The organism is Streptomyces sp. CoH27 (assembly GCF_020181035.1).
In the GTDB taxonomy this organism is placed as follows: Bacteria; Actinomycetota; Actinomycetes; order Streptomycetales; family Streptomycetaceae; genus Streptomyces; species Streptomyces camelliae.
Map to the genome: position 1 here is coordinate 58,076 of NZ_JAIQYY010000006.1, position 14,872 is coordinate 72,947.

At 71.4% G+C, this 14,872-nt stretch carries 12 protein-coding genes; 5 read left to right on the plus strand and 7 right to left on the minus strand.

Features of this window, described 5'->3' with window-relative positions; translation table 11 throughout:
* Window positions 1-79: 79 nt before the first annotated feature.
* The 5 genes from whiA to LE548_RS10975 all read right to left on the minus strand — a co-directional run bounded on the left by whiA (window position 80) and on the right by LE548_RS10975 (window position 5,702).
* Window positions 80-1,069 (minus strand): DNA-binding protein WhiA, encoded by a 990-nt coding sequence (gene whiA, locus LE548_RS10955; protein ID WP_225096507.1) that lies wholly within the window; start codon window positions 1,067-1,069, stop codon window positions 80-82.
* Window positions 1,060-2,127: a uridine diphosphate-N-acetylglucosamine-binding protein YvcK gene (gene yvcK, locus LE548_RS10960; RefSeq protein ID WP_225096508.1), complete on the minus strand. Its 1,068-nt coding sequence runs from the start codon at window positions 2,125-2,127 to the stop codon at window positions 1,060-1,062. The genes whiA and yvcK overlap by 10 nt, the downstream gene beginning before the upstream one ends.
* Window positions 2,124-3,143: an RNase adapter RapZ gene (gene rapZ / locus LE548_RS10965; protein ID WP_225096509.1), complete on the minus strand. Its 1,020-nt coding sequence runs from the start codon at window positions 3,141-3,143 to the stop codon at window positions 2,124-2,126. Before rapZ ends, yvcK begins: the two co-directional genes overlap by 4 nt.
* Window positions 3,140-5,227: an excinuclease ABC subunit UvrC gene (uvrC, locus tag LE548_RS10970; protein WP_225096510.1), complete on the minus strand. Its 2,088-nt coding sequence runs from the start codon at window positions 5,225-5,227 to the stop codon at window positions 3,140-3,142. The genes rapZ and uvrC overlap by 4 nt, the downstream gene beginning before the upstream one ends.
* A 67-nt stretch (window positions 5,228-5,294) precedes the next feature.
* On the minus strand, window positions 5,295-5,702 hold the full coding sequence (locus LE548_RS10975) for a hypothetical protein (protein WP_225096511.1): 408 nt from the start codon (window positions 5,700-5,702) through the stop codon (window positions 5,295-5,297).
* A gap of 324 nt (window positions 5,703-6,026) precedes the next feature.
* Here LE548_RS10975 and LE548_RS10980 point away from each other — a divergent pair, with 324 nt between their 5' ends.
* The gene (locus LE548_RS10980) at window positions 6,027-6,974 is read left to right on the plus strand and encodes a hypothetical protein (RefSeq protein ID WP_225096512.1); all 948 of its coding nucleotides are present in this window, start codon (window positions 6,027-6,029) and stop codon (window positions 6,972-6,974) included.
* Window positions 6,975-7,038: 64 nt separating this feature from the next.
* Here the strand turns inward: LE548_RS10980 and LE548_RS10985 are convergent, their stop codons facing one another.
* On the minus strand, window positions 7,039-7,464 hold the full coding sequence (locus LE548_RS10985; protein WP_225096513.1) for a Rieske (2Fe-2S) protein: 426 nt from the start codon (window positions 7,462-7,464) through the stop codon (window positions 7,039-7,041).
* Between the two features lie 377 nt (window positions 7,465-7,841).
* Here LE548_RS10985 and LE548_RS10990 point away from each other — a divergent pair, with 377 nt between their 5' ends.
* Together LE548_RS10990 and LE548_RS10995 are read left to right on the plus strand one after the other, a co-directional pair.
* Window positions 7,842-8,972, plus strand: a complete 1,131-nt coding sequence (locus LE548_RS10990; protein ID WP_225096514.1) for a LacI family DNA-binding transcriptional regulator — start codon at window positions 7,842-7,844, stop codon at window positions 8,970-8,972.
* A complete protein-coding gene (locus tag LE548_RS10995) occupies window positions 8,969-9,880 on the plus strand; it encodes a carbohydrate kinase (RefSeq protein WP_225096515.1) in 912 nt (303 codons plus the stop codon). The genes LE548_RS10990 and LE548_RS10995 overlap by 4 nt, the downstream gene beginning before the upstream one ends.
* 170 nt (window positions 9,881-10,050) lie before the next feature.
* On the opposite strand, the gene uvrA is transcribed toward LE548_RS10995, so the two are convergent.
* The gene (gene uvrA, locus LE548_RS11000; protein WP_225096516.1) at window positions 10,051-13,077 is read right to left on the minus strand and encodes an excinuclease ABC subunit UvrA; all 3,027 of its coding nucleotides are present in this window, start codon (window positions 13,075-13,077) and stop codon (window positions 10,051-10,053) included.
* 224 nt (window positions 13,078-13,301) lie between these two features.
* Between uvrA and LE548_RS11005 the strand changes: the two genes are divergently transcribed.
* Together LE548_RS11005 and LE548_RS11010 are read left to right on the plus strand one after the other, a co-directional pair.
* Complete coding sequence (locus LE548_RS11005; RefSeq protein ID WP_225096517.1) at window positions 13,302-13,985, plus strand: maleylpyruvate isomerase family mycothiol-dependent enzyme; 684 nt, start codon at window positions 13,302-13,304, stop codon at window positions 13,983-13,985.
* 46 nt (window positions 13,986-14,031) lie between these two features.
* Window positions 14,032-14,688, plus strand: a complete 657-nt coding sequence (locus LE548_RS11010) for an MBL fold metallo-hydrolase (protein WP_225096518.1) — start codon at window positions 14,032-14,034, stop codon at window positions 14,686-14,688.
* Window positions 14,689-14,872: the final 184 nt, after the last annotated feature.

Consider the following 14,872-nt stretch of genomic DNA (forward strand, 5'->3'; position numbering starts at 1 on the left):
CCACCGGAGCCTGGGCAGGTGTGAAGAAGCCGGCGCCGAAGCCCCAACTGGGCCTCCGCACCGGCCTGTTCACACGGCGTCAGCCGGCCAGGTTGTCCGCCAGCTCCTCGGTGAGGTTGGCCTCCGTGCCCGGGATGCCCAGGTCGGTGGCGCGCTTGTCGGCCATCGCCAGCAGGCGGCGGATCCGGCCCGCCACCGCGTCCTTGGTCAGCGGCGGGTCGGCGAGCGCGCCCAGCTCCTCCAGCGAGGCCTGCTTGTGCTCCATGCGCAGGCGCCCCGCGGCCGCGAGGTGCTCGGGCACCTCCTCGCCGAGGATCTCCAGCGCCCGCTGCACCCGGGCACCGGCGGCCACGGCGGCGCGGGCCGAACGGCGCAGGTTGGCGTCGTCGAAGTTGGCGAGCCGGTTGGCCGTGGCCCGCACCTCGCGGCGCATCCGGCGCTCCTCCCAGGCCAGCACCGACTCGTGCGCCCCGAGCCGGGTCAGCAGCGCGCCGATCGCGTCGCCGTCGCGCACGACCACCCGGTCCACACCCCGCACCTCACGGGCCTTCGCAGCGATCGACAGCCGACGGGCGGCGCCGACCAGCGCGAGCGCGGCCTCCGGACCCGGGCAGGTCACCTCCAGGGAGGAGGAACGGCCGGGCTCGGTCAGCGAGCCGTGCGCCAGGAAGGCCCCGCGCCAGGCCGCCTCCGCGTCACAGGTGGCCCCGGAGACCACCTGCGGGGGCAGCCCGCGGATCGGGCGACCCCGGCCGTCGACCAGACCCGTCTGGCGGGCCAGCTGGTCACCGCCCGCCACGACCCGGACGACGTACCGCGAGCCGCGACGCAGCCCGCCGGGCGCCATCACGATCAGCTCGGAGCTGTGGCCGAAGATCTCCAGGATGTCCCGCTTGAGGCGACGGGCCGCCATCGCGGTGTCCAGCTCCGCCTCGATCACGATGCGCCCGCTCACCAGGTGAAGGCCGCCGGCGAACCGCAGAATGGCGGAGACCTCCGCCTTCCTGCAGCAGGTCCGGGTGACGGGGAGCCGGGAGATCTCGTCCTTCACCGCTGCCGTCATCGCCATGGGCCGATCCTTCCATGCATCCGAAAAATACGGTCGTACGCGGCGGCCAACAGCTCCGGGTCGTGCCGGGGAGTGCCGTCGGTCCGGGCCACCGGCGCCAGCTCGACCGCGGCTCCCAGCCGCTCGGCGGCCTCGGTGAGCGAGTCGCGGTCGGGCACGGCGGCCTCGTCGGCCAGCACCACGTCCAGGGCGAGTTTAGGGGCGTGTCGCCCCAAAACCTCCAAATGACGCTGCGGTGAGAAGCCCTCTGTTTCTCCGGGCTGCGGGGCGAGGTTCAAGGACAGCACCTTGCGTGCCTTGGTCTCGGTGAGGGCGTCCAGCAGCTCGGGGACGAGCAGGTGCGGGATCACCGAGGAGAACCAGGAACCGGGGCCGAGCACCACCCAGTCCGCGTCCAGTACCGCGGCGACGGCCTCCGGGACGGCCGGCGGGTCGTTCGGCACCAGGTGCACGGACTGCACCTCACCCGGCGTGAGCGCGACCGTCGCCTGTCCGCGCACCGTGTCCACGTCGTCCGGGCGCTCCGGGTCGTGCCCCTTGACCAGGGCCTGCAGCTCCAGCGGCACGGCCGACATGGGCAGCACGCGGCCGTGCGCGCCGAGCAGCTTGCCGACCAGGTCCAGGGCCTGCACATGGTCGCCGAGCTGCTCCCACAGGGCGACGATCAGCAGATTGCCGACCGCGTGCTCGTGCAGGTCACCCTGCGACTGGAAGCGGTGCTGGATGACCCGGGCCCAGGTCTGGCCCCAGTCGTCGTCCCCGCACAGCGCGGCCAGCGCCTTGCGCAGATCGCCGGGCGGCAGCACGCCCAGCTCGTCCCGGAGCCGGCCGCTGGAACCGCCGTCGTCGGCCACGGTGACCACGGCGGTGAGGTCGCCGGTGATCCGGCGCAGTGCGGCGAGCGAGGCGGACAGGCCCATGCCGCCGCCGAGCGCGACGACCTTGGGCTGGGCTCCCCGGCGGCGGGGCCGGCCGCCGCGGGGTTCGGCCGGGCGGCCGGCGCGCGACTCGGGCACCATCCGGCGCAGCCTGCTCAGCCGCGGTGTACGTTCCGTCATTCCCGTCCCATGTCCCGGTGTACGACCACCGTCTCCACGCCCTCGGCCGCGAGACGCGCGGCGAGCTTCTCCGACATCGCCACCGAGCGGTGCTTACCGCCCGTACAGCCGATGGCGATGGTCACATACCGCTTGCCCTCGCGCCGGTAGCCGGCCGCGATCAGGCGCAGCAGCTCGGCGTAGCGGTCGAGGAACTCCTTCGCGCCGGGCTGGTTGAAGACGTAGGCGGCGACTTCCTCGTTGAGCCCGGAGTACGGGCGCAGCTCCGGGACCCAGTGCGGGTTGGGCAGGAACCGCATGTCCGCGACCAGGTCGGCGTCGACCGGCAGGCCGTACTTGAAGCCGAACGACATGACGGTGGCCCGCAGCTCGGGCTCCTCCTCGCCGGCGAACTGGGCGTCCATCTTGGCGCGCAGCTCGTGCACGTTGAGGCTGGAGGTGTCGATCACCAGGTCGGCGTCCCCGCGCAGCTCGCGCAACAGCTCACGCTCGGCGACGATGCCGTCCACGATGCGGCCGTCGCCCTGGAGCGGGTGCGGGCGGCGCACCGACTCGAAGCGGCGCACCAGGGCCTCGTCGGAGGACTCCAGGAAGACGATCCGCCGGGTGACGCCCCGGGTGTCCAGGTCGGCGAGGGACTCGCGCAGGTTGTCGAAGAAGCGCCGCCCGCGCACGTCCACGACGACGGCGATCCGCGCCACGTTGCCCTGCGAGCGGGCGCCCAGCTCCACCATGGTGGGGATGAGGGCGGGCGGGAGGTTGTCCACGACGAACCAGCCGAGGTCCTCCAGACACTTCGCCGCCGTCGACCGGCCCGCTCCGGACATGCCGGAGATGATCACCAGTTCGGGGATGGCCGCTTCGGGGGCCGCGGCCGCCGTGACGTCCGTACTCACCTGTGCTCCGTTTTCCTGGACCGCGTGCTGATCGCCGGCCGCCGTCTGGGGCCGGTCCTGGCCCGCTTCCTTAGGCGCCGTATCTCGCTCTGTCGTGGGCTGTGCGTCGTGCTCGGTCATGTCTCCTGCCCCCGTCGTTCGTCCGGGAGACCCGCGGATACGGGCTCCCCCGAGGAACCGCCCGCCGTGTCGGGTTCCTCGTCTTCAATGATCTCTCCGGTCGCCGTGTTCACGGCGGGTGCGGCCGGGGCCGCCTGGGCGAGGGCCGCGGCGATGGTCTCGGCCGTCTTCCGGCCTATCCCGGGCACCTCCTGGATCTGTTCGATTGTGGCGGCCCGGAGCTTCTTCACCGAGCCGAAATGCTTGATGAGCGCCTGTTTGCGGGTCTCGCCCAGGCCGGGGACGTCGTCCAGGGGGCCGGCGCGGAAGCGTTTGGCCCGCTTGGTGCGCTGGTAGGTGATCGCGAAGCGGTGAGCCTCGTCCCGCACGCGCTGGAGCAGATAGAGGCCCTCGCTGGTGCGCGGCAGGACCACCGGGTCGTCCTCGCCGGGCACCCAGACCTCCTCCAGGCGCTTGGCGAGGCCGCACACGGCGATGTCGTCGATGCCCAGCTCGTCCAGGGCGCGCCGGGCCGCCACGACCTGCGGCTGGCCGCCGTCGACCACGACGAGCTGCGGCGGGTAGGCGAACTTCCTGGGGCGGCCGTCGTCGTCCTTGAGGGAGTTCGTGATCTCGTCCGTGCCGGTCAGCACGGACTCGCCACCGGCCATGTCCTCCTCGCCGTCGGCCCACTCCCCCGTCCGCTCCTTCTCGGCGAGGTAGCGCCGGAAGCGGCGGCTGATCACCTCGTGCATGGAGCGGACGTCGTCCTGCCCGGCGAAACTCTTGATCTGGAAGCGGCGATACTCACTCTTGCGCTGCAGGCCGTCCTCGAAGACGACCATGGAGGCGACCACGTCGTCCCCCTGGAGATGCGAGATGTCGTAGCACTCGATCCGGAGCGGGGCGCTGTCCAGGTCGAGGGCCTCGGCGATCTCCTCCAGGGCACGCGAGCGCGTGGTCAGGTCGGAGGCGCGCTTGGTCTTGTGCAGCGCGAGGGCCTGCTGGGCGTTGCGCTGCACGGTCTCCATGAGCGCCTTCTTGTCGCCGCGCTGCGGGATGCGCAGCGATACGTTCGCCCCACGTCGGCCGGTCAGCCACTCCTGGACCGGCTCGACCGGCTCAGGCAGGGCCGGGACCAGCACCTCCTTCGGCACGGCGTCCCCGGTCTCCTCGCCGTACAGCTGCTGCAGAGCGTGCTCGACCAGTGCGCCGGTGGTGACGTCCTCGACCTTGTCGGTCACCCAGCCGCGCTGGCCACGCACCCGGCCACCGCGCACGTGGAAGATCTGGACGGCCGCCTCCAGTTCGTCCTCGGCGACGGCGATGAGGTCGGCGTCGGTCGCGTCGGCGAGCACGACCGCGTTCTTCTCCATAGCCTTCTTCAGGGCCTCGATGTCGTCGCGCAGCCGGGCGGCTCGCTCGTACTCCATCTCCTCGGCCGCCGCCATCATCTGCTTTTCCAGCCGGCGCAGGTAGGTACCGGTGCGTCCGGCCATGAAGTCGCAGAACTCCTCGGCCAGGTCCTGGTGGTCCTCGGGGCTGATCCGGCCGACACAGGGGGCCGAGCACTTGCCGATGTAGCCGAGCAGGCAGGGCCGGCCGGTGCGGGCGGCGTTCTTGAACACGCCGGCCGAGCAGGTACGCACCGGGAAGACGCGCAGGAGCAGGTCGACGGTGTCCCGGATGGCCCAGGCGTGCGCGTACGGCCCGAAGTACCGCACGCCCTTCTTCTTGTGACCGCGCATCACCTGCACGCGCGGGAACTCCTCGTTCATCGTCACCGCGAGGTACGGGTAGCTCTTGTCGTCGCGGTACTTGACGTTGAACCGGGGGTCGTACTCCTTGATCCAGGAGTACTCCAGCTGGAGCGCCTCGACCTCCGTGGACACCACGGTCCACTCCACGGACGCGGCGGTAGTCACCATCGTCCGGGTGCGCGGGTGCAGGTTCGCCAGGTCCTGGAAGTAGTTCGCCAGGCGGTGGCGCAGGCTTTTCGCCTTTCCGACGTAGATCACCCGGCGGTGCTCGTCACGGAACCTGTACACCCCCGGAGAGTCCGGGATCTCACCCGGCCTGGGGCGGTAGCTGGAGGGGTCGGCCATGTCTCACACCCTACTGGCGAGCACCGACACCGCGTCGGGCCTGTGGACAACGCCCGCCTCGCGCCGCTCACCCGTCCCCGCACCACCCCGCATCGGCCGGCGGCACACCGTTGTCGATCACCGGCTGGACGATCCGGAGCGCCGCGCCGATCGGCACGGTGTCCTCGTCGGGGTACGTGTCGCACTGCCCGTTCGCGAGCCGGAAGCCCCCGCGCAAGCCTCCGGCTCCGGCTCCGGCTCCGGCTCCGGCTCCGGCTCCGGCTCCGGCTCCGGCTCCGGCTCCGGCTCCGGCTCCGGCTCCGGCGATGATCGCGTGCCCGCCCGGGTCGTCGTCCCCGTCGAGGAGCATCACCAGAGCGGGCTCGCTGTTGGTCAGCACCTTCAACAGGAGCCCGGCGGAGCTGGTGAACCAGGTTTCGAGACGCCCGTCGACGATCCGCCGCCGCAGCCCGGCGACCGCCTCCTCGGGCGTCATGGCGGCTGTGTCACCCGCGAATGCCCAGGTCTCCGTCCCCCGTCGATCCTCGCATGCGGCGGGCGGACGCCGACGCGGCTCCGCTGAGCGACGGTTCCGGCGGCGCGCCATGCCCCGGCCGGGTGGGGTCATGGCGGGTTCGGGGTGTTGTCGGGGTCTGGTCAACACGCTTCAATGCGGGGGAACTCGGGGCCGAGCACGTCCGTACAACGGGACGCGGCTTGTGCAGCCACGGGCGTCCACAGCGCCCACGAGGGTGACCCCGCACACCAGCGCAGACGGTCTGACCAGCCGTAGCGACACCACACAGAAAGGCGCCTCGGCATGCGGCATGCCACCGAGCACGCGGACGTCCCCACCGCGGAACTGGACACGGCCCTGCGGGGCGGCCCCTTCCACGTGGCGCTGCGCGCCGCGATCGCCGCTCGCGGACTGCCGCTCCAGCGCGTCCAGCATCATCTGTCCCGGCACGGGGTCAAGGTCGGGGTGACCAGCCTGAGTTACTGGCAGCAGGGCGCCCGCCGCCCCCAGCGCCCCGAGTCGCTGCGGGCCGTACGAGCACTGGAGGAGATCCTCCAGCTGCCGGACGAGTCACTGATCCGGCTGCTCACCGACGCCCATGAACGCACGGCCGCCGGCCACCCGGGGACCCGTTCCTACCGCGCCCTCATCGAGGCATCCGACGTCCTGAACCGGCTCCGGGCCGACCTCGGCAGGCCCTGCGACGACGGACTGCACACCCTCGGCCATCACGAACACGTCCGGATCGGCGCCCGGCGCGAGCTGGCGGGCCGCGAGGCTCACCACATCGTGCGGGCCCACCGTGACGGCGTCGACCGGTTCCTCGCCGTGCACCACGGCGACCCCGGCTGCCGGCCGCAGGACATCAGGGTGCGGGCCCTGGAGAACTGCCGCACAGGACGCGTCCGCTGGGACCAGCACACCGGCGTACTGGTCGCCGAGCTGCTCTTCGGCACCCGACTGCGCTCCGGCGACACCTTCCTCTTCCGGTACGGCATCGAGGACGGCACGGCCGGGCCCTCCCGCGAGCATCTGCACCGCTTCTGCGCGCCCGGCGGCCAGTACGCGCTCCAGGTCCGCTTCAACCCGGCCGCGCTCCCGGCACACTGCCACCGCTTCACCCAGCCCTCGCCGGCGGCCCCTCGCAGCGGCCGCCAGGAACTGCCGCTCACCGGACCCCACCACTGCGTCCACGTGGTCGAGCCCCGCATCCGGCCGGGCATCGTCGGCATCGCCTGGGCCTGGGAGTGAAGCCCCGCGCGCCGCAGGCCGGTTGACGGCAGGCGGGGCCTGCGGGGGCCGCGTCGGTCTTCGGTCAGGCGCCCGGCCCGGCGATGATCCTGCCGCCCGCCGCCTTCACCGGCAGCTCGGCGAGGGGCTCGGTGGCCGGCTGCTGGACCACCTTGCCCGTCGTGGCGTCGAACTGGCTGTCGTGGCAGGGGCAGATCAGGGTCGTCCCCTGCAGCTTGTTGATGGCGCACCCCGCGTGCGTGCAGATGGTGCTGTACGCCTTCAGGGCACCGCTCTTGTCACGGCTGACGACCACGTTGTGATCCCGGTACAGCTTGGCGCCGCCCTCCGCGATCTCGCTCGCGGCACCGAGATCGACCGGCGCGGTCGGGGTGGCCGAGGCCAAGGCACCGCCCGGCCCTGAGCACGCGGCCAGGCCGAGCCCGGCGACCGGGGCCACGGCGGCCCCACGAAGGACGGTACGACGGCTCGCGGACGGTCGGGCGGGCATCTGGAACTCCAGTGGTCAAGGACTGTGCAGGGCGACCATACCCGGGCAGAAGGGCCGGTCCTGCGGCGGGGGCGGGGAGCTGGACGGACAGGGGCGGGGAGGGGCGGGGAGGCGGGCGTGTGAACGATGAGGAGCGCGGAGGGCGCGGAGGCAGGGGTGCTGTGGCGGGGCGCGGTGGGGGGAGGCGTCACGTGCGCGCTGGGGGCAAAAGTGCGGTGCGGTGCGGGCCCGGACGATGGGCCGGAAGCTGTCCGGGCAGAGGACGTAAACGCTTGCGCAAGCGTTTACGCGGGGGTGCTCGATGGGATATGTTCCGGGCCGGAGCCCCCGCAGGGGCCGGTGATGCCCAGCCTCGACGGTTCAGAGAGGGGAACGCGATGGCCACCATGGCGGACGTCGCTCGCCGTGCCGGTGTCTCCGTGGCGACCGTCTCCCACGTCCTCAACGACACGCGCCCGGTGCTGCCCCACACCCGCCAGGCCGTGCTGGACGCCATCGACACCCTGGGCTACACCCCCAACACCCTGGCCCGCTCCCTGGTGACCTCCCGCACCCGCTCCATCGGGCTCGCGGTGTCGGCGATCAGCAATCCCTACTTCACGGAGATCCTGCAGGGCGTCGAGGCCGCCGCCCTGGACGCGGGATACAGCCTGCTCATCGCGGACCCGCACGACGACCCCGGACATGAACGCAAGGTCGCTCAGCTCCTCCATGAGCGCCGGGTGGACGGCATGATCGTCGCCCCCTCCGCGCGTCCGCACGCCCTCGTCGGCTACCTCCGCCGCCACACCGTCCCCACCGTGTTCCTGGACCGGGTGATCGACACCCAGGTGCCGGGCGCCGTCCCGGCCGGTGGTGAGGAGGGCGCCGCTCCCGGCCAGGACGTGCCGTGGTGCGACCAGGTCTGCGCGGACGGCGCTGGACCGACCGCCCGCCTCGTCACCCATCTCGCCGGAATGGGACACCGGCGGATCGGGATGGTCGCGGGCCTGCCCGGGCTGAGCACCACCGAAGAACGCGTCGCCGGTTATCTGGACGGCCTCACCGCCGCCGGTCTGGCGCACGACGAACAGCTTCTCGTGTCCGGCGACTCCGAGTCCGCCGGTGCCGAGCGGGCCACGGCGGCCCTGCTCGCGCTGCCCGATCCGCCCACGGCCCTGGTCACCGCAAACAACGCGATGACCATCGGCGCGCTGCGCACTCTGCGCCGGCACGGACTGTCCGTCCCGGACGACATCGCCCTGTGCTGCTTCGACGACTTCGCCTGGGCGGACCTGTTCTCGCCCCGGCTCACCGCCATCGCCCAGCCCAGCAGGGAGCTGGGCGCCCAGGCCGTGCGGGTGCTGCTGGACCGGCTGGGCGAGCCGGGCCGGCCGGCCCGGACGCTCCGTCTGTCGTGTGCGTTCGTGCACCGCACGTCCTGCGGCTGCCCGGAAGAGCCGGTCGGGGCCGGGAGAACCGAGCACACCGACCCATCCACGCTGTCCGAGAGGGGAGCCGTCTCGTGATCGTCGTCGCCGGTGAGGCACTGATCGACCTGGTACCGCAGGGCCCCGGTGCCCTCGCGGACCTCAAGCCGGCGCTCGGCGGTGGCCCGTACAACACCGCCGTCGCCCTGGGCCGGCTCGGCTCACCCACGGCGTTCTGCTCGCGGACCTCGCGCGACGCCTTCGGTGAGGCCCTGCTCGACGGGCTGCGGCGGGCAGGCGTCGAGGTGTCGGGTGTCCAGCGCGGGCCGGAGCCGACGACCCTCGCGGTGGCCACGCTCGACGCCGGCGGCTCCGCCGCCTACTCCTTCTACGTCGACGGCACGGCCGACCGGCTGTTCACCGCACCCGCCGTGCTGCCCGCCGGCACGCGCGCGGTGTCCTTCGGCACCTGCTCGCTCGTCCTGGAACCGGGGGCGAGCGCCTATGAGGAGCTGATGCACGCGGCGGCCGGGCAGGGGCTGTTCACCGCGCTCGACCCCAACATCCGGGCGGGACTGATTCCGGACGCGGACGCCTACCGGGCGCGTTTCAAGAGCTGGCTGCCCTCGGTCACGCTGCTGAAGCTCTCCGCGGAGGACGCGGAGTGGCTGGGTGGCACTCCGCGCGAGTGGCTGGCCTCCGGGCCGTCGGCGGTCGTGGTGACCCGGGGTGGAGACGGTCTGACGGTGTTCACGCGGGACGGCGGGGAGTACTCCGTGCCGGGTGAGCAGGTCGCCGTGGTGGACACCATCGGCGCCGGTGACACGGTGAACGCGGCCTTGCTGCACGGGCTGCACGCCCAGGACGCGCTGTCCGCGGAAGCGCTGGCCACCCTCGGGACGGAGGGCTGGAGGCGGCTGCTGCGCTTCGCAACCAGGGCGGCGGCGATCACCTGCTCGCGGGCGGGGGCCGAGCCGCCGTACGCGGCCGAGCTGGGTGAGTGGTGAACCGGCTGTCTTCCCTGTGCTGTTGACAAGGTGCGGCCGGACCCGCAGTGTGCGTAGGTCTGTCGCACCGCGGAGCCGGGCTGGCTGATGGATGAACGAACGGCGCCCCGTGGGCAGTTCCCACGGGGCGCCGATTTCTTGATGTCGCGGCAGATCTTTTCGATGTGGTGTCAGGCCTTGCGGGTCCGGGTCGTCTTCTTCGCCGGGGTGGCCTTCTTCGTGACCGCGGCGGCCTTCTTGGTCGCCGTGCTGTTGGCCTTGGCCGTCACCGTCTTCTTCGCCGTCGACTTTGCCGCGGCCGTCTTCCTGGCCGTAGTGGTGCGCGGCGCCTTCACCGACTGCGCGTCGCTGATGCGGTCGGCACCGAGGATCTCGCGCAGGAACTTGCCGGTGTGGCTGGCCGGGACCCCGGCGACCTCCTCGGGCGTGCCCTCGGCGACCACGAGGCCACCGCCGGCGCCGCCTTCGGGGCCCATGTCCACGACCCAGTCGGCGGTCTTGATCACGTCGAGGTTGTGCTCGATGACGATGACCGTGTTGCCCTTGTCGACGAGGCCGCCGAGGACCGTCAGCAGCTTGCTGATGTCCTCGAAGTGCAGACCGGTGGTCGGCTCGTCCAGGACGTAGACCGTGCGTCCGGTGGACCGCTTCTGCAGCTCGCTGGCGAGCTTCACCCGCTGTGCCTCACCACCGGAGAGGGTGGTGGCGGACTGGCCGAGGCGGACGTAGCCGAGGCCGACGTCCTTCAGCGTCCGCAGGTGCCGGGAGATGGCCGGGACCGCCTCGAAGAAGTCGGTGGCCTCCTCGATCGGCATGTTCAGCACGTCGGCGATGGACTTGCCCTTGTAGTGGACCTCCAGGGTCTCCCGGTTGTACCGGGCGCCGTGGCAGACCTCGCACGGGACGTAGACGTCCGGGAGGAAGTTCATCTCGATCTTGATCGTGCCGTCGCCCGCGCAGTTCTCGCAGCGACCGCCCTTGACGTTGAAGGAGAAGCGGCCGGGCTGGTAGCCGCGGACCTTCGCCTCGGTGGTCTCGGCGAACAACTTGCGGATGTGGTCGAAGACTCCGGTGTACGTGGCCGGGTTGGACCGCGGGGTGCGGCCGATGGGCGACTGGTCGACGTGCACGACCTTGTCGACCAAGTCGTCGCCGTCCACGCGCGTGTGCCGTCCGGGGACGTTCCTCGCGCCGTTCAGCTCGCGCGCCAGGTGCGTGTACAGGATGTCGTTGACCAGCGTCGACTTACCGGAGCCGGAGACGCCCGTGACGGCCGTGAACACGCCCAGCGGGAAGGACACGTCGATGTCCTGAAGGTTGTTCTCCCGGGCGCCGTGCACCGTGAGCCGGCGGGACGGGTCGTGGGGACGGCGGATGTCGGGCAGCGGGATCGACTTGCGGCCCGAGAGGTACGCGCCCGTCTGGGACTCGGTGTTCGCGAGCAGCTCCTTCAGGGAGCCGCTGTGCACGACCTTGCCGCCGTGCTCACCGGCACCGGGGCCGATGTCCACGACCCAGTCGGCGACCTTGATGGTGTCCTCGTCGTGCTCCACGACGATGAGCGTGTTGCCCATGTCGCGCAGCCGGACCAGGGTCTCGATCAGCCGGTGGTTGTCCCGCTGGTGCAGGCCGATGGAGGGCTCGTCGAGGACGTACAGCACGCCGACGAGGCCGGAGCCGATCTGGGTGGCCAGGCGGATGCGCTGGGCCTCGCCGCCGGAGAGGGTGCCCGCCGCGCGGTTGAGCGAGAGGTAGTCCAGGCCGACGTCGACCAGGAAGCGCAGCCGCTCGTTGACCTCCTTCAGCACCCGCTCCGCGATCTTCTTGTCGCGGGCGTTCAGCTTCAGCTCGCCCAGGAAGTCCGCGCAGTCGCTGATCGACATCGCGGAGACCTCGGCGATCGACTTGTCCATGATCGTGACCGCGAGGACGATCGGCTTCAGACGCGTGCCCTCGCAGGTGGGACAGGGCACCTCGCGCATGTAGCCCTCGAAGCGCTCGCGGCTGGCGTCGCTCTCGGACTCGCTGTGCCGGCGCTTGACGAAGGGCACCGCGCCCTCGAAGGGCGTGGTGTACACGCGCTCGCGGCCGTAGCGGTTGCGGTAGCGCACCTCGATCTGGGTCTTGTGGCCGTAGAGCAGGGCCTTCTTGGCGCGCTGGGGCAGGCCCGCGAAGGGGATGTCCGTGCGGAAGCCGAGCGCGTCGGCGAGGGCGCCGATCAGCCGGCCGAAGTAGTCCTTGGTGTGCCCGTGCGACCAGGGGTGGATGGCGCCCTCGTCCAGCGTCTTGTCCGGGTCCGGGACGATCAGCTCGGGGTCGACCTCCATGCGCGTGCCGATGCCGGTGCACTCGGGGCAGGCGCCGAAGGGCGAGTTGAAGGAGAAGGAGCGGGGCTCCAGCTCCTCGAAGGACAGGTCGTCGTACGGGCAGTACAGGTGCTCCGAGTACATGCGCTCGCGCTCGGGGTCGTCCTCGGGGAGGTCGACGAAGTCGAGCACGATCATGCCGCCGGACAGGCCGAGCGCGGTCTCCACCGAGTCGGTGAGGCGGCGCTTGGCGGAGTCCTTGACCGTGAGGCGGTCGACGACCACCTCGATGGTGTGCTTCTCCTGCTTCTTCAGCGCCGGCGGGTCGGAGAGCTGGATCGTCTCGCCGTCGACGCGCGCGCGGGAGTAGCCCTTGGTCTGGAGGTCGGCGAAGAGATCGACGAACTCGCCCTTGCGCTCGCGCACGAGCGGCGAGAGCACCTGGAAGCGGCTCCCCTCCGGCAGCTCCAGGACCTTGTCCACGATGGCCTGTGGCGACTGGCGCGAGATCGGGCGGCTGCACTCGGGGCAGTGCGGCTTGCCGATGCGCGCGAAGAGCAGACGCAGGTAGTCGTAGACCTCGGTGATGGTGCCGACCGTCGAGCGCGGGTTGCGCGAGGTCGACTTCTGGTCGATGGAGACCGCCGGGGACAGACCCTCGATGAAGTCGACGTCCGGCTTGTCCATCTGGCCGAGGAACTGCCGGGCGTACGAGGAGAGGGACTCCACGTAGCGACGCTGGCCCTCCGCGAAGATCGTGTCGAAGGCCAGGGAGGACTTGCCCGACCCGGACAGGCCCGTGAAGACGATGAGCGAGTCACGAGGCAGGTCGAGCGAGACATTCTTGAGGTTGTGCTCGCGCGCGCCACGGACGATGAGACGGTCGGCCACGCCGGTCCGCACCTTTCTTGAGAGAAGTGACAGGGGCGGGGCCCCCGTGCTTCTTCAGACTAGGGGGAGCCACTGACAACGTCGGTCGGATTGCCCGGTTGCATAACAACCCCCGGCCATCCAGCATGCCCGACGCCACCACCGACGATATAGCACGTGCTTTCGATTTGCGGACGAGCTTCACCACCTTCACCCAAAGGTGTGGCGGGGCTAGGGTCAGGCCCATGACTGATCACGCTCATGACCTGGCATGTGTACGTGAAGCGACCGGACGACTCCTCGACGCGGTCACCGGACTGGACAACGCCTCGCTCGCCGAGCCGTCACGGCTTCCGGGCTGGAGCCGCGGGCACGTCCTCGCCCACCTCGCCCGCAACGCCGACGCACTCGCGAACGTTCTTGAGGGCCGGCCCATGTACGCGAGCTCCGAGGTGCGCGACACCGACATCGAACGCGACGCCCCGCGCCCCCTCGACGCGCAGCTCGCCGACCTGCGGGAAAGCGCGGCCCGCTTCCAGGCTGCGGGCGACGCGCCGGCGGACTGGTCGCGCATCGTCGAGCTGCGCAACGGGGTCACCGACTCCGCGTCCCGGGTGCCGTTCCGCCGGTGGGCCGAGGTGGAGCTGCACCACGTGGACCTCGGGATCGGGTACGAGCTGGAGGATCTTCCGGCGGAGTTCACCGAGCGGGAGATCGGCTTCCTGGCGCGGCGCTTCGCCGGGCACGCGGAGGTGCCCTCGACCAACCTGTCCGCCCATGGCCGGAACTGGACCACGGGCGGTGGTGCGCGGGGTGAGGCGGTCGCCGCCGAGGGGACGCCCGCCGACCTCCTGGGCTGGCTCGCCGGGCGGCGCGACGGCTCCGGCCTGACCGTGAAGGGCGCGCTGCCGAAGCTGCCTCCGCTGTAAGCCGTCGGCGGTCCGCAGGACCTCTCCCCGCTATAGGCTGATGACCATGACGTACACCGGAGAGGTCAAGGTCGGTGGAGCGGCGCAGGTGCACGAGCTCAAGGACCTGATGATCACGAAGATCGCGGTCGGCTCGATGGACAACAACGCCTATCTGCTGCGCTGCCGCGCCACCGACGAGCAGCTCCTGATCGATGCCGCGAGCGAGCCGAGGACACTGCTCAACATGATCGGTGACGACGGCATCGCGTCCGTCGTCACCACGCATCAGCACGGTGATCACTGGCAGGCGCTCGCGGAGGTCGTCGCGGCCACGGGCGCGCGTACGTACGCGGGCCGCGAGGACGCTTCGGGTATCCCGGTGCCCACCGACGTGCTCGTGGACGACGGCGACGTCATCAGGGTGGGCAACGTGGAGCTCATCGCGCGGCATCTGGTGGGGCATACCCCGGGTTCGATCGCGCTGGTCTACGACGACCCGCACGGCCACCCGCACGTCTTCACCGGCGACTGCCTCTTCCCGGGCGGCGTCGGCAACACGCACCGCGATCCGGCGGCATTCGCCACCCTGATCCACGACGTGGAGACGAAGATCTTCGACGTGCTGCCCGACGAGACCTGGGTCTATCCCGGGCACGGCAACGACACCACGCTGGGCGCGGAGCGCCCGCAGCTGCCGGAGTGGCACGCGCGCGGGTGGTGAGGGCGGCTCGGATCACGCGCGCCGGGCGTACGTCTCGCGCGTGCGCCCGGCGCTTCTTCGCTTGTGCGCGCCCCGTGTGAACGCTTCACACGCACCGGACTCCCGTGCGCGCTCCCGGACTTGGGCGTTACGCAGTCAACTGGTGGCAGCCCCGCACGGGATGACGGCTCCTGTGCGGAGGGGC

What these genes read in the sequence shown, in the direction of transcription:
- whiA (WP_225096507.1), bottom strand. Translation starts at nt 1,069, where the DNA reads ATGGCGATGACGGCAGCGGTGAAGGACGAGATCTCCCGGCTCCCCGTC.
- yvcK (WP_225096508.1), bottom strand. Translation starts at nt 2,127, where the DNA reads ATGACGGAACGTACACCGCGGCTGAGCAGGCTGCGCCGGATGGTGCCC.
- rapZ (WP_225096509.1), bottom strand. Translation starts at nt 3,143, where the DNA reads ATGACCGAGCACGACGCACAGCCCACGACAGAGCGAGATACGGCGCCT.
- uvrC (WP_225096510.1), bottom strand. Translation starts at nt 5,227, where the DNA reads ATGGCCGACCCCTCCAGCTACCGCCCCAGGCCGGGTGAGATCCCGGAC.
- LE548_RS10975 (WP_225096511.1), bottom strand. Translation starts at nt 5,702, where the DNA reads ATGACGCCCGAGGAGGCGGTCGCCGGGCTGCGGCGGCGGATCGTCGAC.
- LE548_RS10980 (WP_225096512.1), top strand. Translation starts at nt 6,027, where the DNA reads ATGCGGCATGCCACCGAGCACGCGGACGTCCCCACCGCGGAACTGGAC.
- LE548_RS10985 (WP_225096513.1), bottom strand. Translation starts at nt 7,464, where the DNA reads ATGCCCGCCCGACCGTCCGCGAGCCGTCGTACCGTCCTTCGTGGGGCC.
- LE548_RS10990 (WP_225096514.1), top strand. Translation starts at nt 7,842, where the DNA reads ATGGCCACCATGGCGGACGTCGCTCGCCGTGCCGGTGTCTCCGTGGCG.
- LE548_RS11005 (WP_225096517.1), top strand. Translation starts at nt 13,302, where the DNA reads ATGACTGATCACGCTCATGACCTGGCATGTGTACGTGAAGCGACCGGA.
- LE548_RS11010 (WP_225096518.1), top strand. Translation starts at nt 14,032, where the DNA reads ATGACGTACACCGGAGAGGTCAAGGTCGGTGGAGCGGCGCAGGTGCAC.